Source organism: Micrococcus sp. Mcc89, from assembly GCF_024519795.1.
Classification (GTDB): Bacteria; Actinomycetota; Actinomycetes; order Actinomycetales; family Micrococcaceae; genus Micrococcus; species Micrococcus luteus.
In genome coordinates this window covers 45446-68456 of sequence record NZ_JALJRI010000030.1, presented here as the reverse complement: position 1 = coordinate 68456, position 23011 = coordinate 45446, and the positions used below count along the sequence as shown (strand labels likewise).

23 protein-coding genes and 1 other RNA gene are annotated in these 23011 nt (G+C 73.6%); 7 read left to right on the top strand and 17 right to left on the bottom strand.

Going from position 1 to position 23011, the window contains the following annotated elements:
• The first annotated feature begins 47 nt into the window (after positions 1-47).
• From aroA to NR072_RS04305, 5 genes are all read left to right on the top strand, one after another.
• Positions 48-1478, top strand: a complete 1431-nt coding sequence (gene aroA, locus NR072_RS04325) for a 3-phosphoshikimate 1-carboxyvinyltransferase (RefSeq protein ID WP_095353824.1) — start codon at positions 48-50, stop codon at positions 1476-1478.
• The gene (gene rsgA / locus NR072_RS04320) at positions 1478-2578 is read left to right on the top strand and encodes a ribosome small subunit-dependent GTPase A (protein ID WP_044659234.1); all 1101 of its coding nucleotides are present in this window, start codon (positions 1478-1480) and stop codon (positions 2576-2578) included. The genes aroA and rsgA overlap by 1 nt, the downstream gene beginning before the upstream one ends.
• A 29-nt stretch (positions 2579-2607) precedes the next feature.
• A complete protein-coding gene (gene hisN / locus NR072_RS04315) occupies positions 2608-3447 on the top strand; it encodes a histidinol-phosphatase (RefSeq protein ID WP_101967150.1) in 840 nt (279 codons plus the stop codon).
• 77 nt (positions 3448-3524) lie between these two features.
• Complete coding sequence (locus NR072_RS04310; RefSeq protein WP_041104301.1) at positions 3525-4010, top strand: CrcB family protein; 486 nt, start codon at positions 3525-3527, stop codon at positions 4008-4010.
• A complete protein-coding gene (locus NR072_RS04305; RefSeq protein ID WP_041104299.1) occupies positions 4007-4453 on the top strand; it encodes a CrcB family protein in 447 nt (148 codons plus the stop codon). The genes NR072_RS04310 and NR072_RS04305 overlap by 4 nt, the downstream gene beginning before the upstream one ends.
• A gap of 79 nt (positions 4454-4532) precedes the next feature.
• Here NR072_RS04305 and ssrA read toward each other — a convergent pair.
• The 15 genes from ssrA to NR072_RS04230 all read right to left on the bottom strand — a co-directional run bounded on the left by ssrA (position 4533) and on the right by NR072_RS04230 (position 16353).
• Positions 4533-4904, bottom strand: a transfer-messenger RNA (tmRNA) gene (gene ssrA, locus NR072_RS04300).
• Positions 4905-5039: 135 nt separating this feature from the next.
• Positions 5040-5555 carry an SsrA-binding protein SmpB gene (smpB, locus tag NR072_RS04295; RefSeq protein ID WP_044659238.1) on the bottom strand — a complete coding sequence of 172 codons (516 nt, stop codon included), beginning with the start codon at positions 5553-5555 and terminating at the stop codon, positions 5040-5042.
• Positions 5556-5684: 129 nt separating this feature from the next.
• Positions 5685-6350 (bottom strand): CoA transferase subunit B, encoded by a 666-nt coding sequence (locus NR072_RS04290; RefSeq protein ID WP_044659239.1) that lies wholly within the window; start codon positions 6348-6350, stop codon positions 5685-5687.
• The gene (locus NR072_RS04285) at positions 6347-7156 is read right to left on the bottom strand and encodes a CoA transferase subunit A (protein WP_041104295.1); all 810 of its coding nucleotides are present in this window, start codon (positions 7154-7156) and stop codon (positions 6347-6349) included. The genes NR072_RS04290 and NR072_RS04285 overlap by 4 nt, the downstream gene beginning before the upstream one ends.
• Positions 7157-7187: 31 nt before the next feature.
• Complete coding sequence (locus NR072_RS04280) at positions 7188-8396, bottom strand: acetyl-CoA C-acetyltransferase (protein WP_041104293.1); 1209 nt, start codon at positions 8394-8396, stop codon at positions 7188-7190.
• A 190-nt stretch (positions 8397-8586) separates the two neighbouring features.
• Positions 8587-9654 carry a 2,3-butanediol dehydrogenase gene (locus tag NR072_RS04275; protein WP_041104337.1) on the bottom strand — a complete coding sequence of 356 codons (1068 nt, stop codon included), beginning with the start codon at positions 9652-9654 and terminating at the stop codon, positions 8587-8589.
• 217 nt (positions 9655-9871) lie between these two features.
• Positions 9872-10993: a peptide chain release factor 2 gene (gene prfB / locus NR072_RS04270; protein WP_256836281.1), complete on the bottom strand. Its 1122-nt coding sequence runs from the start codon at positions 10991-10993 to the stop codon at positions 9872-9874.
• A 12-nt stretch (positions 10994-11005) separates the two neighbouring features.
• Positions 11006-11740, bottom strand: a complete 735-nt coding sequence (locus NR072_RS04265) for an alpha/beta fold hydrolase (protein ID WP_095353822.1) — start codon at positions 11738-11740, stop codon at positions 11006-11008.
• The gene (locus NR072_RS04260) at positions 11737-12195 is read right to left on the bottom strand and encodes a Tad domain-containing protein (RefSeq protein WP_036381775.1); all 459 of its coding nucleotides are present in this window, start codon (positions 12193-12195) and stop codon (positions 11737-11739) included. Before NR072_RS04260 ends, NR072_RS04265 begins: the two co-directional genes overlap by 4 nt.
• A complete protein-coding gene (locus NR072_RS04255) occupies positions 12195-12623 on the bottom strand; it encodes a hypothetical protein (protein ID WP_036313982.1) in 429 nt (142 codons plus the stop codon). Before NR072_RS04255 ends, NR072_RS04260 begins: the two co-directional genes overlap by 1 nt.
• Positions 12607-13035, bottom strand: a complete 429-nt coding sequence (locus NR072_RS04250) for a TadE/TadG family type IV pilus assembly protein (RefSeq protein ID WP_036381779.1) — start codon at positions 13033-13035, stop codon at positions 12607-12609. The genes NR072_RS04255 and NR072_RS04250 overlap by 17 nt, the downstream gene beginning before the upstream one ends.
• A gap of 2 nt (positions 13036-13037) precedes the next feature.
• Complete coding sequence (locus NR072_RS04245; RefSeq protein ID WP_010079078.1) at positions 13038-13244, bottom strand: hypothetical protein; 207 nt, start codon at positions 13242-13244, stop codon at positions 13038-13040.
• An 87-nt stretch (positions 13245-13331) separates the two neighbouring features.
• A complete protein-coding gene (locus tag NR072_RS04240; protein ID WP_060974325.1) occupies positions 13332-14273 on the bottom strand; it encodes a type II secretion system F family protein in 942 nt (313 codons plus the stop codon).
• A complete protein-coding gene (locus tag NR072_RS04235; RefSeq protein WP_060974324.1) occupies positions 14270-15127 on the bottom strand; it encodes a type II secretion system F family protein in 858 nt (285 codons plus the stop codon). Before NR072_RS04235 ends, NR072_RS04240 begins: the two co-directional genes overlap by 4 nt.
• Positions 15127-16353: a CpaF family protein gene (locus NR072_RS04230; protein ID WP_041104284.1), complete on the bottom strand. Its 1227-nt coding sequence runs from the start codon at positions 16351-16353 to the stop codon at positions 15127-15129. The genes NR072_RS04235 and NR072_RS04230 overlap by 1 nt, the downstream gene beginning before the upstream one ends.
• A 237-nt stretch (positions 16354-16590) precedes the next feature.
• Between NR072_RS04230 and NR072_RS04225 the strand changes: the two genes are divergently transcribed.
• Positions 16591-19590 (top strand): FtsK/SpoIIIE domain-containing protein, encoded by a 3000-nt coding sequence (locus tag NR072_RS04225; protein ID WP_256836276.1) that lies wholly within the window; start codon positions 16591-16593, stop codon positions 19588-19590.
• Positions 19591-20223: 633 nt separating this feature from the next.
• The gene (locus tag NR072_RS04220; RefSeq protein WP_036383332.1) at positions 20224-20802 is read left to right on the top strand and encodes a dienelactone hydrolase family protein; all 579 of its coding nucleotides are present in this window, start codon (positions 20224-20226) and stop codon (positions 20800-20802) included.
• 19 nt (positions 20803-20821) lie between these two features.
• Here NR072_RS04220 and NR072_RS04215 read toward each other — a convergent pair whose 3' ends face one another.
• Positions 20822-22225, bottom strand: a complete 1404-nt coding sequence (locus NR072_RS04215; protein WP_036339096.1) for an MFS transporter — start codon at positions 22223-22225, stop codon at positions 20822-20824.
• 71 nt (positions 22226-22296) lie between these two features.
• Entirely contained in the window at positions 22297-22878 is a 582-nt protein-coding gene (locus tag NR072_RS04210; protein ID WP_044658580.1) for an LURP-one-related/scramblase family protein, read from the bottom strand.
• Between the last annotated feature and the right edge of the window lie 133 nt (positions 22879-23011).

The following is a 23011-nucleotide window of genomic DNA, read 5'->3' as shown; positions in this document are numbered from 1 at the left end:
CCGCGACAGGCCGACCCCGGCCGACAGCCGCCGGATAGGCTGGTCCGGTGACCCGCCCCACGCGTGCCGCCGCGCACTCCCCCGCCCCCCGTCCCGACGCCGCCGAGACCTGGCCCGCGCCCGTGGCGCGCGGCCCGGTGCGCGGAGAGGTGCGGCTGCCGGGATCGAAGTCGCTGACGAACCGGCATCTCGTGCTCGCCGCGCTCGCCGACGGTCCGTGCGTCCTGCACGGCGTCCTCGAGTCGCGGGACACGGCATTGATGCGCACGGCGCTCACAGCGCTCGGGGCCCGGTTCGAGCCCCTGTCCGACGGCGGACTGCGGGTGCATCCGATGCCGGTCGGCGAGCCGCTGGCCGGGGATGTCGCCGTGGACTGCGGACTGGCGGGGACGGTCATGCGCTTCGTCCCGTTCGTCGCCGCGCTGCGGCCCGGCCGGGTCCGCTTCGACGGCGACGCCGGCGCGCGCCTGCGCCCGATGGCCCCGGTCCTGGACGCGCTGCGCCAGCTCGGGGTGGCCGTCAACGAGGAGGGCGAGCCCGGTCGCCTGCCCTTCACGATGACGACCCGCGCGGACGCGGCCACGGTGGCCCCCGACGGCGACGTGCCGGAGGTCGCGGTCGACGCCTCCGGCTCCTCCCAGTTCCTGTCCGCCGCGCTGCTGGCGGCCGCGGGGATGCCGCGCGGCCTCCGGCTGCGGCACACCGGGCAGACCGTGCCGAGTCCGGAGCACGTCGCGATGACCGTCGGGGTGCTGCGCGCGCTCGAGGTGGACGTCGCCGAGACGGGTCCCGGGGCGTGGACCGTGGCCCCGGGGCGCATCCCGGTACACGAGGCGACCGTCGAGCCGGACCTGTCCAACGCAGGCCCCTTCCTGGCCGCCGCCGTGGCCACGGGCGGCTCCGTGACGGTGCCGGACTGGCCCACCCGCACGACGCAGATCGGCGACCGCTGGCGGCGGATCCTGCCGCAGTTCGGGGCGAGCGTGGCCCTCACGGTCGACCGCACGGACCGCTCCCGCGGCCGGCTCACGGTGACGGGGGCGGTCCACGACGACGGCGCGCCCCGCATCACCGGCGCCGGTGAGATCGCGGACACGGCCGAGCTCGCCCCCACCGCGGCCGCGCTCGCCCTGCTGGCCTCCGGGCCCACCCGCCTGACGGGGATCGGCCATCTGCGGGGCCATGAGACGGACCGGCTCGCCGCGCTCACCGCCGAGGCCGCCCGCCTGGGGATCACCGTGGACGAGGACGAGACGTCGCTCGGCTTCCCGGGGACGGACGCGTCGGGGCCGCTGTCGCCCGCCGCCCTCGAGACCTACCACGACCACCGGATGGCGACCTTCGCCGCCGTCGTCGGCCTGCGCGTGCCGGGGACCGGCATCGTGGACGTGGCGACCACCGCGAAGACGATGCCGGACTTCCCCGCACTGTGGACCGCGCTCGTGGCACCCGGCGATGCGGCCGAGGAGGCCCGCTGATGGCCCGGCGCCTCGATCCCTCCGCGTGGGACGAGTCCGATGTCCGGGTGCGCCCGTCCAAACGCGGCACCCGCCCGCGCACCAAGGAGCGGCCCAAGCACGAGGATGCGCAGGTCGGCATGGTCACCACGGTGGACCGCGGCCGGTACGCCGTGGTGCTGCCGGATCGCCTGGACGAGCGGATCACGGCGATGCGCGCCCGCGAGCTGCGCCGCACGCCGATCGCCACGGGCGACCGGGTGGCCGTCGTCGGGGACCTCTCCGGGGACGAGGGCACGCTCGCACGCATCGTCCGTGTCGAGGAGCGCAGCACGGTCCTGCGCCGGTCGGCGGACGACTCGGACGAGGTCGAGCGGGTGGTGGTGGCCAACGCCGACCTGCTGGTGATCATGGTGGCCGCGGCCAATCCGGAGCCCCGGACCGGCTTCATCGACCGCGCCCTGGTCGCCTGCTACGACGCCGGCATCCACCCGGTGCTGCTCATCACGAAGACCGACCTGCGTGATCCGGCCGCGCTGGTGGCGCACTACGAGGCCCTGGACCTGGAGGTGATGACCTCCGGTGCGGCGACCTTCGAGGCCGAGACCGGGGACACCGCCCTGGACGCCTCGCTCGTGGCCCGGGTGGCCGAGCGGCTGATCGGGCACACGAGCGCGTTCGTGGGGCCCTCCGGCGTCGGCAAGTCCACGCTGCTGAACGCGCTCACCGGCGCGGAACGGGCCACCGGCCACGTCAACGCCGTCACCGGCCGGGGCCGGCACACCTCCTCGTCCGCGCTCGCACTGCCGCTGACGGGCGACGACGGCGCCCCCCTGCCGGACACCTGGGTGGTGGACACCCCCGGCATCCGGTCCTTCGGGCTGGGCTGGGTCGAGCCGGACCGCGTGGTGGAGGCGTTCGACGACCTCGCCGGCGGGCTGGCGGACTGCCCGCGCGGCTGCACCCACACCGCCGACTCCCCCGGCTGCGGCCTGGACGCATGGGTGGCCGCGGGCCACGCCGGCCCCTCGGGAGCGGCACGCCTGGCCTCGCTGCGGCGTCTGCTCGGCAACCGGCTGGCCCCCTCGGGGGCGGAGGACGCGGCGTCGTCCGAGGACTGAGGCGGCCCGCGCGGTATAGCGTGGGCGGCATGGAGCGACCTGAGAACCCTGCGACCCGCGGCCGCGACCTCACGGAGGACCTGCGGCTGGCCCACATGCTGGCGGACAACGTGGACTCGATCACGATGTCCCGGTTCAAGGCCCAGGACCTCGAGGTCAGCACCAAGCCGGATCTCACCCCTGTCACGGATGCGGACCGCGTCGCCGAGGAGTCCATCCGCTCGACCCTGTCCCGTGCCCGGGCGCGCGACGGCATCGTGGGTGAGGAGTTCGGCGGATCTCTGAGCCGCTCCGGCCGGCAGTGGGTGGTCGACCCCATCGACGGCACCAAGAACTTCGTGCGCGGCGTGCCCGTGTGGGCCACCCTCATCGCGCTGCTGATCGACGGCGAGCCCGTCGTCGGCGTCGTCTCCGCCCCCGCCCTGCACCGTCGCTGGTGGGCCGCGGCCGGCCAGGGCGCCTTCGCGGGCACCTCGCTCACGCGTGCTCAGCGGATCACCGTGTCCGGCGTGGACCGGGTCGAGGACGCGTCGCTGTCCTTCTCCTCGATCGAGGGCTGGCGCGAACGCGGCTCGATCCGCGCGTTCCTGCAGCTCACCTCGGACGTGTGGCGCGTGCGCGGCTTCGGCGACTTCTGGTCCTACATGCTCGTCGCCGAGGGCGCCGTGGACATCGCGGCCGAGCCCGAGCTCGAGCTGCATGACATGGCCGCTCTGGTGCCGATCGTGCGCGAGGCCGGCGGCCGCTTCACCTCGCTGGACGGCGAGGACGGCCCGTTCGGCGGGCACGCGCTGGCCACGAACGGCCTGCTCCACGACGACGTCCTCGCCCGCCTCCGCGCGGGTGACGAGACCGAGGGCGGCGCCTGATAGCAGTGCGGGGGGAGACGACGGCCGACCGGAGGGGCGGGCGCGGGACAGATCGCCGGCCCGGCACTGCGGGTGCGGTGGCCCTCGGCGGTGCCGCGGGCGTGCTGTGCGGTGCGGGGGTGATGAACGCGGTGACCGCGCTGGCCGGGGCGCCCAACTTCCGCGGCACGTTCGGCGCCGCGTTCGGGGCGGTCGACGTGCTGGTCCAGGCCCTGCCGCTGTTCGTGGTGAACGTGCTCGGCTCGTTCCTGCTCGGCCTGCTGTGGGCGGCCTCGCGACGCCGCGGGCCGGACTGGCGTCCACGCCTGGTGGCGGGGCTGGGAACCGGCTTCCTCGGTGCGTTCACCACCATCTCCAGCGCCGTCGCCCTGGTGCTGTGGCCGGTGCGGCTGGGCGCCGCGGCGTCCGGGGCGGGTGGCGTCCTCGCCGCGGCGGTAGCGGTGCTGCTGGTGCTCGCGCTGATGGCTGCACTCTCGACGGCGGCGGCCGTGCTCGGCCTGCGCGCCGGTGGCGCCCCGGGGTCGCGCGCGGTCGGGACGGATCGTTCGGCGGAGGACGCATGAGCGGCGCGGGATACGAGGTCTTCGCTCTCCTCCAGGTGGCCCTCCTGGCCTGCCTCGCGGCGGGCGGGGCGCTCGGCGCCCTGGTGCGCCGGCGCCTGACCGACCGGCTCGGCCCCCGGGGTCTGCTCACCGCCAACACGACGGCGGCCCTGCTCCTCGGCGTCACCGTCGGCCTGGCCGTGCCGGAGCTGGTGTACGCCTCCGAGAGCTGGGGCGACGGGCAGGGGCTCGTGCTCGTCGCGGCGGTGTCCGCCGTGGTGTCCGGGTTCTGCCTCGCCCTGGGGACGTGGTCCACCGTGGCCGCTGAGGCGGCTGACGCCGCGCTCGCCCGTCGATGGGGCACAGCCGCCCGCCTGTGGACCGCGCATCTGGGGCTGGGGCTGGTGGCCGTCGTCGTCGGCTGGGGCGCCGGCCTGGGCCTGCACGCCGTCCTGGCCGGCTGAGGGGCGGGCCGCCGCACACCGGCATGGACACGACGAAGGCCCCGGAATCGGGGTGATTCCGGGGCCTTCCCGTGGTGGTGAGTGGAGCCGGCGGGAATTGAACCCGCGTCCGATGAGGTGTTGCCAGGTCTTCTCCGGGCGCAGTCTGCTGTGGGTGTTGCTCGGTCCTGGCCGTCCCGCAGACGGGCGGCCAACCCGGACCCAGCCGGATTGATGTCGGCGTCACGACCCCCGGCGAGGGTGACGCCCAGTGGCTATCTAGCTGACGCCACGATCCGAGGCGACAGCGACCTCGGGGTGACGGACTCGATCACTGATCAGGCAGCGAGAGCGAAGTCAGTGCGCTTGGATTCGGCACTTATTGGTTTGCAGAGAGCGTTTGACGAGATGACTCTGCATCCTCGGCCCGCTTCTCCCGACGCGACACACACCGTCGAAACCGATCGGCCCCATGGGGGCGACTCCTCTATGAGGTTGTCAATCACCACTGCAGGCGGAGGGCGCGAGGCCCGCCGGTCCTGAAACCGGCCCTGCGAGAGATACAACGTAGCACGCCCCCGAGGCATTCCCAAGGGGTCCACCGCGCTCAGGCCACGCCGGCGCGCCGGTTGCGCATCCGCATGGCCCGCTGGGCCTCGCGGTTGTCCTGCTGCTCGCGCAGCTTGTGCCGCTTGTCGTATTCGCGGTTGCCGCGCGCGACGCCGATCTCCACCTTCACGCGCCCGTTCAGGAAGTACAGGGACAGCGGCACGATGGTCAGGCCCGGATCCTGGATCTGGCGGGAGATCTTCGTCAGCTCGGCGCGGTGCAGCAGCAGCTTGCGGCGGCGGCGGGCGGCGTGGTTGGTCCACGAGCCGTTGAGGTACTCCGGGATGTAGACCTGCTCGAGCCACAGCTCGTCCCGGTAGAAGACCGCGAAGCCGTCCACGAGCGAGGCCTTGCCCTCGCGCAGCGACTTCACCTCGGTGCCGGTGAGCACCATGCCGGCCTCGTACGTGTCGAGGATGGTGTAGTCGTGGCGCGCCTTCTTGTTGTTGGCGATCACCTGGCGCTCGCCGGGGGCCGGCTGCTTGGCGGCCTTGCCCTTGCTGTTCTTGCCCATGGCCTCACGTCCTTCCAGCGTCCACGGCGACGGCCGCGCCCCGATCAGGGCGCGGCCGTCCAGTCTATCCCGTGCCGGCCCGATGCCCGCCGAGGCGGTGCGCCGGGGCCGCGGGGCGGCGTCGTCGGCTCAGTCCAGCGGCGCGCCGGTGAGCGCGCGGACCTGCTCCTCGGTGATGCCGGGCGCGGTCTCCACGAGCGCCAGGCGGGGCTGTTCCGGGGTGCCGACGACGTCGATCACGGCCAGGTCCGTGATGATGCGGTCGACGACGGCGCGGCCGGTCAGCGGCAGGGTGCACTGGTCGACGATCTTGGGGGTGCCGTCCTTGGACACGTGGTCCATCATGACGATCACGCGGCCGGCGCCGTGGACGAGGTCCATCGCACCGCCCATGCCCTTGACCATCTTGCCGGGCACCATCCAGTTGGCCAGGTCGCCCGCGGCGGAGACCTCCATGCCGCCCAGGACGGCGACGTCGATCTTGCCGCCGCGGATCATGCCGAAGCTCAGCGCGGAGTCGAAGAAGGACGCCCCCGGGTTCACGGTGACGGTCTCCTTGCCCGCGTTGATCAGGTCCGGGTCCACGGCGTCCTCCGTGGGGTACGGGCCCGTGCCGAGGATGCCGTTCTCGGACTGCAGCACCACGGACCGCCCGGCGGGGATGTGGTTGGGGATCAGCGTGGGCATGCCGATGCCGAGGTTGACGTAGGCGCCGTCCGGCAGCTCCTGCGCGGCGCGGGCCGCCATCTGGTCGCGGCTCAGGCCCTGGGGACGCCCGGTGGTCTGCTCGCTCATGCCCGCCCCTCCCCCGACGCGCGCACGGTGCGCTTCTCGATCCGCTTCTCGATGTCCGTGCCGACCTCCACGATCCGGTGCACGAAGACACCGGGCAGGTGCACGTCATCCGGGTCGATCTCGCCGGGCTCGACGAGCTCCTCCACCTGCGCGATGCACACGCGGCCGGCCATGGCCGCGGGCGGGCCGAACTGGCGGGTGGCCTTGCGGAACACGAGGTTGCCGTGGCGGTCGCCCTTCCACGCGTGCACGAGGGAGAAGTCGGTGACGATGGAGCGTTCGAGCACATAGGTCTCGGGCTCGTCCGGGGTCTGGCTGAGGTAGCCCTCGCCGAGCACGAACGTGTCCGTGGGCTTGGCCTGCGAGGACTTCACCACGGTGCCGTCCGCGTCGTAGCGCATGGGCAGGCCGCCTTCGGCCACCTGGGTGCCGACGCCGGAGCGGGTGTAGAACGCCGGGATGCCGGCGCCGCCGGCGCGGAGCTTCTCCGCGAGGGTGCCCTGCGGGACGAGCTCCACCTCGAGCTCGCCCTTGAGGTACTGGCGGGCGAACTCCTTGTTCTCCCCCACATAGGAGGAGGTCATCTTCCGCAGCCGGCGCGCGCCGAGCAGGATGCCCAGGCCCCAGCCGTCCACGCCGCAGTTGTTGGAGACGACGGACAGGTCCGTGGCGCCCTGCTCGAGCAGGGCCTCGATGAGCTGCACGGGGTTGCCGGAGAGCCCGAAGCCGCCGACGGCCAGGGACGCGCCGTCCGGCACGTCCGCCACCGCCTCGGCGGGCGTGGCCACGGTCTTGTCGAGAGCCATGTCCGGGGTCCTTTCTGTCAGGGGCGGTCTGTCAGCGGAAGAGGATCAGGGCCTCGCCCTGGCCGCCGCCGCCGCAGAGCGAGACGGCCGCGCGGCCGCCGTCGCGCCGGTCGAGCTCGAGGGCGGCGTGCAGGGCCAGCCGGGCGCCGGAGGCGCCGATCGGGTGGCCCAGGGCGATGGCGCCGCCGTGGATGTTGGTCTTCTCGTGCGGGTAGCCGAGGTCGCGCAGGGACTGCACGGCCACCGCGCCGAACGCCTCGTTGATCTCGATGAAGTCAAGGTCGGCCACGTCCCAGCCCTGCTTCCGCACCGCCGCGGCGATCGCGTCCGAAGGCTGCGAGTGCAGCTGCGAGCTGTCCGGGCCGGCGGTCTGGCCGGGTGCGCCCACCGTGGCGAGGATCGTCAGGCCCTTCTCCTCGGCGAAGGCCCGCGAGGTCACCACGAGGGCGGCGGCGCCGTCGGACAGGGGCGAGGAGTTGCCGGCCGTGATGGTGCCGTCCTTCGCGAACGCCGGGCGCAGGGCGCCCAGCGACTCGGCGGTCGTGTCCGGGCGGACCCCTTCGTCCTGGGAGACGACCAGCGGGTCGCCCTTGCGCTGCGGGATCTCCACCGGGGCGATCTCGCCCTCGAAGACGCCCTCGGACTGGGCCCGGGCGGCCCGCTGGTGCGAGGCCGCGGCGACCTCGTCCTGCTCGGCGCGGGCGATGTTCCGCTCGCCGTTGCCGGACTCGGTCAGCTCGCCCATGGCCTCGTGGCTCAGGGAGTCGGTGAGGCCGTCCCACGCGACGGCGTCGAGCATGGTGGCCGGTCCGTACTTGAAGCCCTTGCGCGCGCCGGGCAGCAGGTGCGGGGCGTTGGTCATGGACTCCTGACCGCCGGCCACCACCACGTCCGCCTCGCCGAGGCGGATGAGACGGGCGGCGTCGATCACGGCGGTGAGGCCGGACAGGCACACCTTGTTGATCGTCATGGCCGGGACGTTCAACGGGATGCCCGCGGCGAGCGCGGACTGGCGGGCCGGGTTCTGGCCCGCGCCGGCCTGCACGACCTGGCCCATGTAGACCATGTCCACGTCCTCGGGGGCCACGCCGGCGCGCTCGAGCGCGTGCGTGATCGCGTGGGCGCCCAGGTCCACGGCGCGCAGGTCGGCCTGCTGCGAGAGCAGCCGGGTGAAGGGCGTGCGGGCACCGCCCACGATCACGGCATCGGTGGGCTGAGGCTGGGGCAGCTCGGCGGTCATGCGGTCCTCCTGGGACGTTCAACTCGGTTCATCACGATTCACTCAAATGCAGTCTATGACCCCGGTCACAGGCGCGCCAGGGAGCGACGCGTCTGTGACGGCGCGCCGCGGCACAGGGACCACGACGGCCCGCACCCGCAGCGCGCGGGTGCGGGCCGTCGTCGGGACGTCCGGGGATCGGGCCGGAGCCTCAGAGGCCCTGGCCGGTGGGCGAGACGAGGATCTTCACGGCCGTCTCGTTGTGGTGGATGAGGGTCTCGAAGCCCTGGTCGACCAGGTCGTCGAGGCCGATCTTGCCGGTGATGAACGGCGCGAGGTCCACGGCGCCGTCCTCGACCATGCGGATGGTGTCCGCGTGGTCGTTCGCGTACGCGATGGTGCCGCGCAGGTCGATCTCCTTCATCACCAGCTTGTGCAGGGCCACGGCGGGCTCGTGGCCCCAGATGGACTCGTTGACGATCACCCCGCCGGGACGCACCGCGTCCAGCAGCATGTCCAGCACCACGTCCACCGAGGTGCACTCGAAGCCCACGTCCGCGCCCTGGCCGTCGTGCAGCTCGCGGATCTTCGCGGGCACGTCCACCTCGCGGGGGTCGAATGCCTCGTCTACCACGCCGGCCTCGAGCACCTTCTGGCGGCGCAGCTCCGAGAGCTCGGAGACGTACACCGTCAGGCCCTTGCCCTTGAGCACGGCCGCCGTGAGCGCGCCGATGGGGCCGGCGCCACCGATCACTGCCACGCCCGACGTCGGAGAGCCGGCCCGCACCCACGCGTGGTGGGCCACGGAGAGCGGCTCGATGAGCGCGGCCTGGTCGAGAGGCACGGAGTCGGCCACCGGGTGGACCCAGCGGCGCTGCACCGCGATCTGCTCGGCCAGTCCGCCGCCGTCGCCGCCCAGGCCGATGAAGTTCATGTCCGGCGCGAGGTTGTAGTCCGGTCGGTCCCGGTCCTCCTCGCGCACGATGTACGGCTCCACGACGACCTTCTGGCCGACCTCGAGGTCCGTGACGCCCTCGCCCAGGGCGGCGACGGTGCCGGACATCTCGTGGCCGAGCGTGACGGGGGCGGCGTCGCCGGAGATCGGGTGCGGGTGCCCGGCCGGCGGGATGAAGATCGGGCCCTCGAGGTACTCGTGCAGGTCCGTGCCGCAGATGCCGCACCACGCGACGTCCACGAGGACCTGCCCCGGGCCGGCCGTGGGCGAGTCGATCTCCTCGATGCGGATGTCCTTCTTGCCGTGCCAACGGGCGGCGCGCATGGTCATGCTGGTCGACCTCCTGGGTGGGAATGGAGTCTGGTGCCGGACCGGCGCGCGGGGGCGCCTGCCCGGTGCTTCGAGCATCCCACCGGGCCGGTCTCCCGGGCCAGGCCCGAGGCCCCTGCGGGGGCTTGAACGGCGACGCCGGCCGGCGCCTCACTGCGGAGGTGCGGGCCGGCGTCGTGGTGGCCTGGGCGGCGGGGCCGCGCCGTGGGGCTCAGTCCTCCTGGGCGGCCTTGACCTGCTCGGCGCGCCAGCGGATCCCGGCGTCCACGAAATCGTCGATGTGGCCGTCGAACACGGAGGAGGGGTTGCCCTCCTCGTGGCCCGTGCGCAGGTCCTTGACCATCTGGTACGGGTTCAGCACGTAGGAGCGCATCTGGTCGCCCCAGGACGCCTTGACGTCGCCGGCCATCTCCTTCTTCTTCGCGTCCTCCTCGGCCTTGCGCAGCAGCAGCAGACGGGACTGGAGCACGCGCAGGGCGGCGGCACGGTTCTGGATCTGCGACTTCTCGTTCTGCATGGACACGACGATGCCGGTGGGCAGGTGCGTCATGCGGACGGCGGAGTCCGTGGTGTTCACGGACTGGCCGCCGGGGCCCGAGGAGCGGAACACGTCCACCTTGATCTCGGACTCGGGGATCTCGATGGAGTCGTCCGACTCGATCAGCGGCACCACCTCGACCGCCGCGAAGGACGTCTGGCGGCGGCCCTGGTTGTCGAAGGGGCTGATGCGCACGAGGCGGTGCGTGCCGGCCTCCACGGAGAGGGTGCCGAACGCGTAGGGCGCGTTGACCTCGAAGGTGACGGACTTCAGGCCGGCCTCCTCCGCGTAGGAGGTGTCCATGACCTTGGTGGACCAGCCGCGCTGCTCGGCCCAGCGCAGGTACATGCGCATGAGGGTCTCGGCGAAGTCGGCCGCGTCCACGCCGCCGGCGCCCGCGCGGATGGTCACGACGGCGTCGCGCTGGTCGTACTCGCCGCTGAGCAGCGTGACGGCCTCGAGTTCCTCCAGGGCCTTGCGGATGGAGGTCAGCTCCTGGTTCGCGTCGTCGAGGAGGGAGGGCTCGTCCTCCTCCGCGGCGAGCTCGACCATGGTCTCCAGGTCCTCGATGCGGCTCTCCAGGGAGGTGATGCGCTTGAGGTCCGTCTGACGGTGGGAGAGCTTGGAGGTGACCTTCTGGGCCTCCTCCGGGTCGTCCCAGAGGTCCGGTGCGGAGGCCTGCTGCTCCAGTTCGGCGATGTCCGCCTTGATGCGGTCGAGGTCCGAGACCTGCTCGATGGAGGCCAGGGTGTGGCGCAGGGAGTCGATCTCCGCGGAGAAGTCAGTGTCAGCCATGATTCGGCCAGCCTACCGCGTGGGGTGGACGCCGGTCGTGTGCCAGCGGCGGATCGCCGCCGCGACGGCCTCGGGCTCCGTGACGTGCGGCCAGTGGCCCGTGCTGACATCGACGACGGTGGCGTGCTGCGTGACCGCGTCCAGGTCCCGTTGGTGGACGTCCCGGGTGCTGCGCACGTATAGCGTCGGGACGGTGATGCCGGCCCAGAGGGCACGGGTGTCCGCGGCGAGGACGGCGGCCCAGAGCTCGCGCATCGGATGGTCCGGCGTGGCGTCCAGGTCGGTCAGGATCCGCTCGCGCCACGGCTCCGGGACGAGGAGGTCCCGCGCGAGCGAGGCGCGGAGCACGCTCCGCCAGTCCGGGCGGGCGGCGAGGCGGGCCTTGGCCGCCCGGGCGGCCAGGGCGGTGTCCGTCACCGGGACGTTCGAGTCGATGACCACGAGGGCGCGGGGCCGCACCAGCCCGTCGGCGACGGCGCGCAGCGCGATGACCCCGCCCGTGCTGTGGCCGATCAGCAGCCCCGGCACGGGGCCGGCCTGCGCCGCCCAGGTGCGGGCGGCGTCGAGGACGGGGTCCGCCTCGATCGCCGGCCGTGCGGCCCGGGGGCGGCCCTGACCGCCGGCGTCCGTGCCCGGGTGGCCGGGCAGGGCGGGCGAGGCGGCGAGGTCGGCCACGGCGCCGAGGGCGTCAGTAAGGGGCTCGAAGTGGGCGGGCCGGCCACCGATGCCGTGGAGGAAGCGGATCACCGGGCCAGGCTAGTGCGACTGCTGCCCGTCGCCTCGAGGGGGACCGACAGGGGCAGTGTCCCCGCGAACGGGCCGGTCATGGCGAACAGATCGGCCCGGGCGTCGAGGGTGACGACGACGGTGGTGCCGTCGTCGGCCACGCGGGCGTTCATCCCGCCGAGCCCGGGCACGGCCTCCTGGGCACCGACGGCCGCGAGGTGTGCGCTGGCGGAGGCGGCGACGTCGTCGTCGGAGAGCACGACGCCCGGGTCCTCCCCCAGCCGGAAGCCGAGCTCCTCTGCCCCGGCGATGGCGGCCGAGTCCGCGAGCGACTGCAGGCGGCGGTGCTGCAACTGCACGGTGGTGACCGCGAGCATGACCAGCATGAGGGCCACGAGCACGGCGCACAGGCCGACGGTGAGGACGGTGGTCTGCCCGTCGTCGTGACCCAGGCGAGCGGTGAGGCGGCGGCGCATCAGAACCTCGGCACAGTCTGCCGGGCGTCGGAACCCACCGTCACGGGGGTCAGCGACCACGCTGCCGGCGTGAGAGGGACGGGCACCCCCACGTCCACCCGCACGGCGACGACCTCGCCCGGTTCGAGCGTGCCACAGCCGCCCTGATCGCAGCCGACGGTCAGGTCGTACTGGCCGGCGCCCACGCCGTAGTCGGCCAGCGTGAGCTCGACGGTGGCGTGGGCGGCGCCTGCGCTGGGGTGATCAGCCTCGGCGACCACGGCCTTGACGGCCTGGTCAGCGGCGGCGACCGAGGCGAACGCCGCGGCCTGGACCTGGGAGACGTAGATCATCAGGTACACCACGGGGATCAACAGGACGAGGGTGAGGCCCAGGAATTCGACCGTGGCCGCTCCCCGCTCGTCGCGGACGTCATTGACGGAACGCATGACCGCTCACCTCCACGGGGATCGGGCCCGGCAGGAACCCCAGGCCGGGCAGCGAGCTCGAGACCGTGACGCGCAGGACCGGGACCCCGTCCTGGCTGGTGAGCTCCGCGGCGACGTCGGCCCCGGACTGGCCGGGCACGCCGGCCGAGAGCAGCTCCCGAGCCCGCTGGACGCCGTCCTCGGGGCTCCGGTCCGCGAGCGCCCCGTACCGGGCGCCGGCGGAGGCGGCGTCGATCATCACGTTGCGCGTGTGGATCACGACGCCGGCCTGGAGCAGCGCCGCGAAGAGCAGGACGACCAGGGTCATCACCATGGTGGACTCGGCCACCGCGGCGCCCCGGTCGTCCCGCCAGCGGACACCCGTGTGGCCGCCACGGGGCGCCTGCGCGCCGTGGGCAGCACCCCGGGGCATGCTCAGCCGCCCTGGGACACCTGGGAGATGGCCTGGTTGAACAGTCCCTGGAGCGCCGGCAGGGCGAGGGCCAGCAGGCCGGCCACGAGCACGGCGGACATGAGGGTGATCATCACCCAGCCGGGGACGTCGCCGCGCTCGTCGCGGACGTCGTCGTGGATGAGGGCGCGCAGGGCGGCCAGGACGGTGATGGCGTGGTGGTGGAGCATGGTCCCCTCCTCGGGTGGCCGGCCGCCCGTGCGGCCGGAGTGGATGGTGATCGTGGGTGGATGGATGGACTATTCAGTTGTGGGTCTTCAGAACCCCAGGCGCATCAGGGAGATGCCGGGGAAGACGGCGAAGATCACCGTGAGCGGGAGGATGCCGAACACCAGGGGGACCATCATCTGGATCTCCTTCCGGCCGGCGGCCTCCATGAGCTCGCGGCGACCCATCTCACGCACGTCCTGGGCCTGCGCGCGCAGGACGTCGGCGAGGGGCGTGCCGCGGTCGAGCGCGATGAGCACGCCCCCGATGAACCGTTCGACGGGGGCCAGCTGCACGCGCCGTCCCATGGCCTTGAGCGCCGCGGACAGCGACGCCCCGGCACGCATGTCGGCGAGCGTGGTGCGGAACTCGCCGGCCAGCTCCCCGCGCGCCGTCCCCGCGATGCGTTCGAGCGCTCCGGCGGCGCTCTCCCCCGCGCCCACCGAGAGCGCGAACAGCTCGGCCACGGACGGGAACTCGGAGAGGATGGCCTCGCGCCGCCGTCGCACCCGCAGGGAGAGCAGCTGCTCCCGGAGCAGGAACCCGGCCATGCCGCCGGCGATCACGAGGGCGACCCCCGTGATCACCGGCACGCGGCCCGTGACGGTGAGGCTGAGCGCGAGGACGGCCGCCACGGCGGCCCCCGCGGCCGCGCTCAGGACCTGCTGGGCACGGAAGTCCGTCGACGTGACCGCCAGCCCCGCGGCGGCCAGTTTGCGGTCGAGCGCCGCCCCGCCCGGGGAGATGCGCTGGACCCAGCCGACTCCGGCCTGCACCACGGGATCGAGGATGCGTCCCCACGCTCCCCAGGGCGAGGCGCCCGCACGTTCCTCCTCGAGGAGGCGGGAGGCCGGGATGTGGTGGCGCAGCTGCGGTTCGACCCGTTGCTCGAGGCTGGGGCGCCAGCCCACCGGCTGGGTGACCAGGATGAGGAGCAGTCCCGCCCCGAGGGTGAGGCCCAGGAGCGCGGCCCAGATCAGCGCGGACGTCATGCGAACACCCGCTTCTCCCGGGGCAGCGCGCCGATGCGGAGCATGACGCGGTAGCAGACGACGGAGGCGACCATGCCGGCGAGGAGCACGGCCCCGCCGGCGGCGGACCGGTAGGCCGCGACCGCGGCGGGCTGGGTCCCCAGCAGCAGGAGCACGAGCCACGGGGCGCACACCGCCAACCGGGCCGCGTTCACGGTCCACGACTGCCGGGCCTCGAGCTCGGCGCGGATGCGGGCGTCCTGCCGGAGGAACTCGGAGAGGGTCTGCAGCAGACGGCCGATGTCGGCGCCGCCGACCTCGCGGGTCAAGCGCAGCGAGACCACCAGGCGGTCCGCGACGGGGTCGGCCATCCGGGCCTTGAGCCGGTCCAGTGCGTCCACGAAGCGGGCTCCGGCCCGGTAGTCCCGGGCGAACTGCTGGAACGGCTCGCGCAGCCCCTCCGGCCCGGTCTCCCCGAGCTGGATGAGCGCCTCCGGGAGAGTCAGGCCCGCGCGGATGGCCGACCGGGCGTGGTCGATCGCGTCCGGCCACAGCTCGCGCAGTGCCGTGGACCGCCGGCGGGCCTGCCAGGACAACAGCAGCCAGGGCACGGCCGCGCCGAAGACGGCGAAGCACGCGGCGATGGTCCACGTACTGGTCAGCGACAGGACGAGCAGCCCGACCACGAGACCGCCGACGGCCATGGCGGACACGACGCCGGCCGGGCTGAGACGCTGGATGCCGGACTGGGCGATCAGCACACGCAGGCGGGAGTCGGTGCGGGCGGCCCCGGGTTTCTCCGTGGGAGGGGACCAGAGGGACCACCACAGCAGGAACAGGCCGCAGCCGAGCGCGAGCCCCAGCAGCGCGGCCATCAGCGCAGCCCCACCAGCTCGTGGACGTCTACGCCGCGACGGGCGAGCGCCTCGAACTCCAGGTTTGCACCCTCGTTGAGGCGCAGGTCGCCCTCGGCGTCACGCTGGAAGAGCGCCGACGTCTCGATGACCCCGCCCTCCACCCGTGAGCCGACGGTGAGGATCTCCCGCACCCGCCGGCGGCCCTGACGGTCGCGCTCGCAGTGCACGACGACGTCGATGCACGTGGCGACCGTCGGAACGACGAAGTCCCGGGAGATGTTCTCCCCGGCCAGCAGCGGCAGCGTGCAGAGCTTCGTGAGCGCGTCCGCGGCCGAGTTCGCGTGGATCGTGCACATGCCGGCCAGGCCGGAGTTCAGCGCGACGAGCATGTCCAGTGCCTCGGCCTCGCGCACCTCGCCGACGATCAGGCGGTCCGGGCGCATCCGCAGCGCCTCCTTGACGAGGCGGCGCAGCGGGATCTCGCCGTGGCCCTCCAGGTTCGGCTGGCGGCACTGCAGCCCGACGACGTCGCGCACCGGGATCTGCAGCTCGAAGATCTCCTCCACGGTGATCACCCGCTCCCGCGGGCCGATGGCCGAAGCCAGGCAGTTGAGCAGGGTGGTCTTGCCCGCCTGGGTGGCCCCGCTGACGAGGATGTTCATGCCCACGTCCACGGCCGCGTCCAGGAAGCGGGCCGCCGTCGGAGTGAGGGAACCGCCCCGGACGAGGTCGTCCAGCCGGCGCGCCCGGGCGATGAACTTCCGGATGTTCACGGCCCAGTGCCGCCGCGTGATGTCGGGGATGGCCACGTGCAGGCGCGAACCGTCTGGCAGGGCCGCGTCGACGAACGGCATCGACAGGTCCAGCCGCCGGCCCGAGGACTTCAACATGACTTCGACGAGGTCCTGCACCTCCTCCTCGGTCAGGACGATGCCCGTCAGCTCGGAGCGGCCCGACCGCGCGCAGTAGACGGCGTCCGGCGCGTTCAGCCAGATCTCCTCCACGGAGGGATCGTCCATGAGCCGCTGGAGCGGCCCGAGGCCCGCGATGCGGTCGAACAGGTCCTGCCGCGCCGCCACGGGATCCTCCAGGTCCGGCAACGAGCTGACCATCGCGCGGGACTCGTAGTCCGCCGCCGCGTCCTGGATGAGCGTCAGGACCCGGGCGTGCTCACGCTGCGGATCGATGCCCTGCCGCCGGACGATCTCCCGGATCTCGTCCTCGAGAATGCGCACCGCATCCATGTGTCCCTCCTGTGCCCGATTCGGCGCCATCCCCAGCGCCGCACATGTCTCGATCAGGAAGATACCCCGTTCCGTCGATGCGTGTGGTCCAGGACACCATGACTGTGGACAACGTGGCGGCGGTCCCGTTCGACGGGGAGTTGTCCACAGGCCGCCCGAGCCGCCATCAGGCCGTGGCAGGGTCGTCCCCAGGCGGCCGGACGGGCCGGTCGCCGGTCTCAGGAGGGAGGGGCGGGGATGGCCTGGAGCGTGCGGATCCTGGGCGGGGCCGCTCCCGAGACATGGCGGGTGGAGCACTTCCCCGCCGACGCGGACGAGCAGGACCGGGCGGTGCGGGAACGTTTTCCCGCCCGGTCGCTGCACCGGTGCGCTGCCGGGCCGCGCAGCGTGACGTACGCGGAACGGGTCGGGAGTGCACCGGCCCGGGGGCCGGAGCTCGCGGTGGTCACCGAGCACGGACCCGACGCCGGCCGCCTCGTCCCTCTGGGGGAGGGCGGGTTGAGCGTGGGACGCGGCGGGGCGCGGCTGTTGCTGGACGACCCCTCTGCCCCGTCGCGGCCGATGCGTCTGCGGCTCGCGCCCACCGGGCTGCACGTCCACGACGGTCCTCGGGACACCGGACGCCTGTGGGACGGCCGCAGCCCGCTCCCTGTGGGCCGGACCGCCCTGGGCCTGGTCCGCGGGCCCGGGGCCGCCCTGCCGCGGCCGATCACGCCGGAGCCGCCCGCCGTCAACCTCGGATCCCCACCGGCCCGGCAGTCCGTCGTGATCCCGCTGGTGGCGGCCCTGGGCCCGCTGGTGCTCGGGGTCGCCCTGGTCCTGATGATGGGCAACCCGATGTTCCTGCTGTTCGGTGTGCTGTCCGTGACGGTGGCGCTGGTCATGCTGGCGATGCAGCGCCGTACCCGGCTGCGGCATGCGCGGCTGCTCGCCGCCCGCGCGGACGCGGTCGTCCGCCGGCGGGCTCGGGCGGCACTGAGCCCCGGTGGGGTGACCCGCGCCGTCCGCTCCGGCGCGACGGACCGCTTCGGACTGACGGCGGGGGCCGACGAGGCCGTGGCGGTCTCGTGGGGTTCCGGCGTCGGGGCGCTGTCCCTGTCGCGGGACGACCCGGACGAGGCATGGGTGGAGGCCGTCACGTCGCGGCGCACCGTGATGACGACGTCACCGCCGGAGTCGCGCGTCGTCGTGCTCGGGCCGCCGCGCGATGTGGCCGGGGCCTGCCGGTGGGCGGTGTTCCAGCTCCTGCGGCACGCGGTGGCCGCCGACGGCGCGTTCGTGGTGGAGGCCGGTGGAGTCCGCCGCACCTGGTGGTCGGGCGGTTCCGGCCCGCGGCTGCTGGTGTCGGCTCCTGAGGACGCGGCACTGGATCCGGCGTGGCGAGCGTGGCGGGCCGCCATCGGCGGCGACGCGGGGACGACGCCCACGGCCCGGGCGGATCTGCCCTGGACGCGGTACGACTTCACCGGGCCGTCGCCTGCGCCGGGGGACGCCGTCGTCGACCTGCGCGGGCGCACCGTCGTGGTCCCGGCCGAACAACAGCGCTTCGAGGACGTGACCGCCGACGGCCTCGCCGACGGCACCCTGGTCGCCTGGCTGACCGAGCTGGCCGACGACGTCGTGGACCTCGGCCTGCTGCCCACCGACGACGGCGACGGCACGCTCACACCACCGGGGCAGGTGGGCGCCCGCGATGCCGTCGACGGGCTCACCGTGACCCTCGTCCGTAGCGGCGACGAGACGGGCGTCGTCGAGATGGACCTGGCCGCCGACGGGCCGCACCTGCTCATCGCGGGCACCACGGGATCCGGGAAGTCGGATCTCCTGCTGTCCCTCCTGCTGGGGGCTGCGGCGCACCACCCGCCGGCCGAGGTCGCGTTCCTGCTGCTGGACTTCAAGGGCGGCGCGTCGTTCGGTCCGCTGGGCGCGCTCCCCCACACGATGAGCCTGGAGACCAACCACGTGGGAACGGCCTCGTTGCGGGCGCTGAGCGCCATCCGGGCGGAGCTGCATCGCCGCGAGGCCCTCTTCGCAGAGGCCGGGGTCAGCGACTATCCCGGTTTCCGTCGCCGCCATCCGGACGCGGCGCTGCCTCGGCTCGTCGTGGCGATCGACGAACTGCGCGTGCTCGTGGACGACCACCCGGACGCGGCCGCCGTCCTGCAGCGTCTGGCCGCCACGGGCCGTTCCCTGGGCTTCCACCTCATCCTGGCCACGCAGCGGGCCACGGGTGCGGTGGGCTCGGACCTGCGCTCGAACCTGGGCAGCACGATCGCCCTGCGCACCGCGACGGAGCAGGAGTCGTGGGATCTCGTGGGCACGGCCGCCGCGGCCCGGCTCGACCCGCGTCGCCCCGGCTCCGCGATCCTCTCGACGGCGGGGCGCCCGACGGTCCCGTTCCGCGCGTCCCAGTGGACGGTCGACGGCGGCACGCCCGTGTGGCGACGGCTGGGCGAGGCCGCGGCCGCCCCGGCCGTCGCCCCCTGGGAGGCCGTCGTCTCGGTCCTGGTGGAGAAGTACGCGGCGGGTGACTGGCCGACACCCCCGCCCGTGGTCACCCCCGCCCTGCCGGAGCGCTGGGTGCCGGACCGCGCTCGCCGGGCGGAGGCCACGGCCCTGGCCCTGCTCGACGACGCGGCCCACGGCCGGCACCGTCCCTGGCGGTGGCCGACCGGCGCGGAGGGACGCACCGCATGGATCGTCGAGGCCGCGGGCGGTCGCGCGGAGACGCTGGCCGCCGTCGTCGAGGTGGCGATGCGCAGCGGCCGGCCGGTGGCCGTGCTGGACGGCACCGGGGAGGCCGCGGCGGCCGCACGGTCCGGGTGGCCGGTGCTGACCCCGGACTCCGAGGGTGCCGGGGAGGCCGTCCTGGCCCGCCTGCGCGAGCTCGCGGCCGCCGGCGGCACGGCAGTGATCACGGGCTGGAACGCGTGGTCCGGCCTGCGCGTCGGGGACACCTACCGCACGGTCGAGGAGGACGTGCACGACTGGCTCGGCCGTCCGGCGGCCGCCGGGCTGCGGTTGGCGGTGTTCGGCGGCCGCGAGCTGGCGACGGGCCGGCTGCTGCTGCACCTGCCCCATCGATTCTTCGTGCCGGCCGGGACGAACGCCGAGCACCGGCTCGTCTGGCCCCGGCTGACCGAGGTCGAGCCCCTGCCGGGGCGGGCCGTGCACATCAGTCCCGCCGTCCCCGAACCCGGCATGCCCTGCCAGCTCGCGTCTCCCGCCCCGGCGTGACCGCACTGACGGCGATGCCGCGTGGACGTCACGGGCGAGCGCACCGGGAGCAGCCAGACATGGCGCCCCTTCGTCGCCGTACGTCCTAAGGGGACGGCGACCTATCGGCCGCGGCGTCGTCCGGCGATGACGTCCTGGAGGTCGCAGGACGGATGGAGCGACGAGGCCGCTGCCCGCTCATGCCTCGAGCGGCCCCGTCCCCACCCAGCAGAGCACGCGCCGGGAGGCCTGCTCCAGCGAGAACCCAGGGCACCGAAGCCGGCGCCTGCGTCACGAGGGACCCCGCCAGGGCCGCCGCCGAGAAGACCAGGGCGACCATCCCAACCGGCACCGATCGGGCAAGAACTGCGCTCGCGATGCACGCGATGAGCGCCGCTGCGACCAGCAGAGTCGACACAGCACTCCCCCAGGGTCCACGCCCTGAAGGGTCCGGCCAGTTGATCCAACAGGCCAGCAGAGCAAAACCCACCAGGGCCAGCGGGACCCAGCGTCTCAGCTGCATGGCTCTCTCCGATCCGCCGCGATGAGCGCCACCCTACGTGTGGCGAGACACGCGAGCCACCTCTCTTCTTCGCCCCCGATCACCCACCCGCCCTCTGGGGCAGCCGCTCACCGCGGTCTACGCTCTGACCCATGGCGCAGATCATCCTCTTCCACCACGCCCTCGGTCTCACGGACGGCGTGCGCGCGCTCGCCGAACAGATCGCCAGCGGCGGTCACACCGTCCACACCCCTGACCTCTACGACGGCCGCACGTTCGCCACCGTGGACGAGGGTGTCGCCCACGCCCAGCACCTCGGCTTCGAGGAGATCGGCCGACGCGGCATGCGGGCGTGTGCCGAGCACCAGGAGGCCTCCGTCGTCGCGGGCATCAGCATGGGCGTGATGCCCGCCTGGCGTGCCGCCCAGGTGGTCCCCGGCTTCCGCGCGTGCATCGCCATGGCCGGCGTCCTGGCCCTCGACGCCTACGCCCCGCTCTGGCAGCCCCACACCGCCCTGCAGATCCACCTCGGCACCCGCGACCCCTGGGCCCTCGAGGGCGACCTCGAGACCGCCCGCTCCTACGCGGCCACCGCCGAGCACCCGGACCGCCCCGCCGACCTCTTCGAGTACGACACGGACCGGCACCTGTTCATGGACTCCTCCACCGCGGACTTCGACGCGGACCTCACCGCCGTGCTGGTCCGCCGCATCCACGAGCTCCTGGCCTGACGCGCGGAGCGGGTCCGGCTCAGGCGGGACGCCGCCCGCGCATCACCGTCGCCAGGGCGGCCAGCAGCACGAGCACGAAGCCCGCGGCCGCCGCGAACACGTAGCCCGCGGACGGGGCGACGCCGTCGATGAACACGCCGGCCAGCGGGGCGCCCATGGCGGCGCCGGCGGTCATGGCCGAGCCGTAGAAGCCCATCGCCTCGCCGCGCCGCTCCTCCACCACGAGGTGCGAGAGCCGGGACGAGGCCGAGGCCAGGGTCGGCGCCGTCAGCAGACCCGAGGGGATCGAGGCCAGCGCGAGCGCCCACACCCCGTCCACGAGCGCGAGCGGCACCGTCGCCACGGCGAACAGCGCCATCAGCAGGTACGGGTGCACCTGGCGGCCCCAGGCCCCATAGAAGAGCCCGCCCACGGCGGAGGCGCCGCACCAGAACGCGTACACCAGACCCACCGACGCCGCGGCGCCCTGCGACTCCAGCTCGGCCACCATCGAGACCTCGGTGCCGACCATGACGATCCCGGCCGCCATCGACACCACGAGCACGCCGAGCACCTCCGGCCCGACCCAGGAGAAGTGGGTCCGCCGCCACTGCCGCAGCCGCTCGGCCCGGGCCCGGCGCGGCGCCGTCGTCGGCCCGGAGCCGTCCGCGGCGATGACGGGCAGCGACCCGGTGACCAGGGGGATGGCCTCCGTGATGGCCGGCAGCGCACCGGTCGCCAGGCTGGGGGCGGCCATCTCCACGTGCATGGGCGCGGCGGTCACCGCCTGGGCGATCGCCTCCTGACGGTCCTGCTCCTCGGTGTAGGGATCCTCGGTCGCCGGTCCGACGACGGCCAGCTGACTCGACCGTGTCGGCGGGTTGAACCACATCAGCAGGATGCCGCCCAGCGCGCTGGAGAGGCCGACGATGGTCAGGCCGAGGGCACTCGACCACGTGGCCGCGACGACGGCGCCCAGCGCCGGGCCCATCATGAAGATCGTCTCCGTGACGATGGAGTCCAGGGCAAACGCCGTCTGCCGGTCCTTGCCGTGGGTGAGCACGCCGAGTCCCTGCCGGACGACGGAGAAGATCGGCAGTGAGAACACGCCGCCCAGGAACACGGCCAGGAGCATCGGCCAGAACGGCAGCCACGGGACGATCGGCCAGATCACGGCCTCCGCGATCACGGAGGGCAGCAGTGCACGGCGCAGCCCCTTCGCGTCCACCACGCGGCCCCGCCACGGCGAGCCCACCGCGATGCCCAGCGTCATCGCCGCCCCGGCCAGGCCGGCCTGGCCGTAGCCCAGGCCCAGCGTGAGCGCCACGTGGAGGGTGAGGATCACCCCGGCCGCGGTGTGCGGGAAGCGGGCGATGAACCCCACCGCCAGCAGATGGCGGATCCGAGGGTCCTGCAACAGCCGTCCGTACGCTCCGAAGTCCACCGTCGAATCCTATGGGAGGCGTCAAGGCACGCCCCGGAGGCGCCGCCGAGACGGCCGCGCGCTCGGCGGACTCAGCCGTTGCTGCGCCGGTCCTTGGCCCGGATCAGGTCGAGGGCGATGGCCGTGCCGAGCACGGCGCAGCGCACCACGGGCGGCATGCCGGGGTCCAGGCGCATCTCGTACCGCGAGCGCCCGGCCAGGGCGTTCATGACACCTCCGAATTGCGCGGTCACGCGGGCGATCGGCCGCTGCCCCACGGTCATGGTGTAGTCGTGGTCCCACAGGTCGCCGGTCACCGCGAAGCACGTGCCGTCCACGACCTCGACGCTCACGGACGTCCGCAGGAACGCGATCTGGCGGACGAGGTTGGCGAAGGGCAGCCCGTCGGCGTCCAGGATCGCGAAGCGGTCGCGGCCGAACGTGGCCGGGTCGGCGAGGCGGAAGAGCACGCGGCCGTCGTCACCGTCGACCACGTCGAAGCTGCGGTTCCCCATCAGCATTCGGCCCAGGCCCCCGCCCGTAGTGACCACCGAGACGACGGTGCGCCCGTCCGGGTCCGTCACCTGGATGTCGTTGGACAGGAAGCTCGTCACCTGCTGCAGGATGAGGACGTCCGTGTGGGCGAGGCGACCGGCGTCGAAGGCGGGGCTCATGGGACCAGTCTGCCGTGTCGGGCCCTGCGGAATATTCAGGACGGGGCGGCTCGTTGTGCGGTATAGTTCATTTTTGAAGAACACGGCGACGGCGCGGCCGGCACCGTGAGACCCGCCCCCGGGCACACTGAGG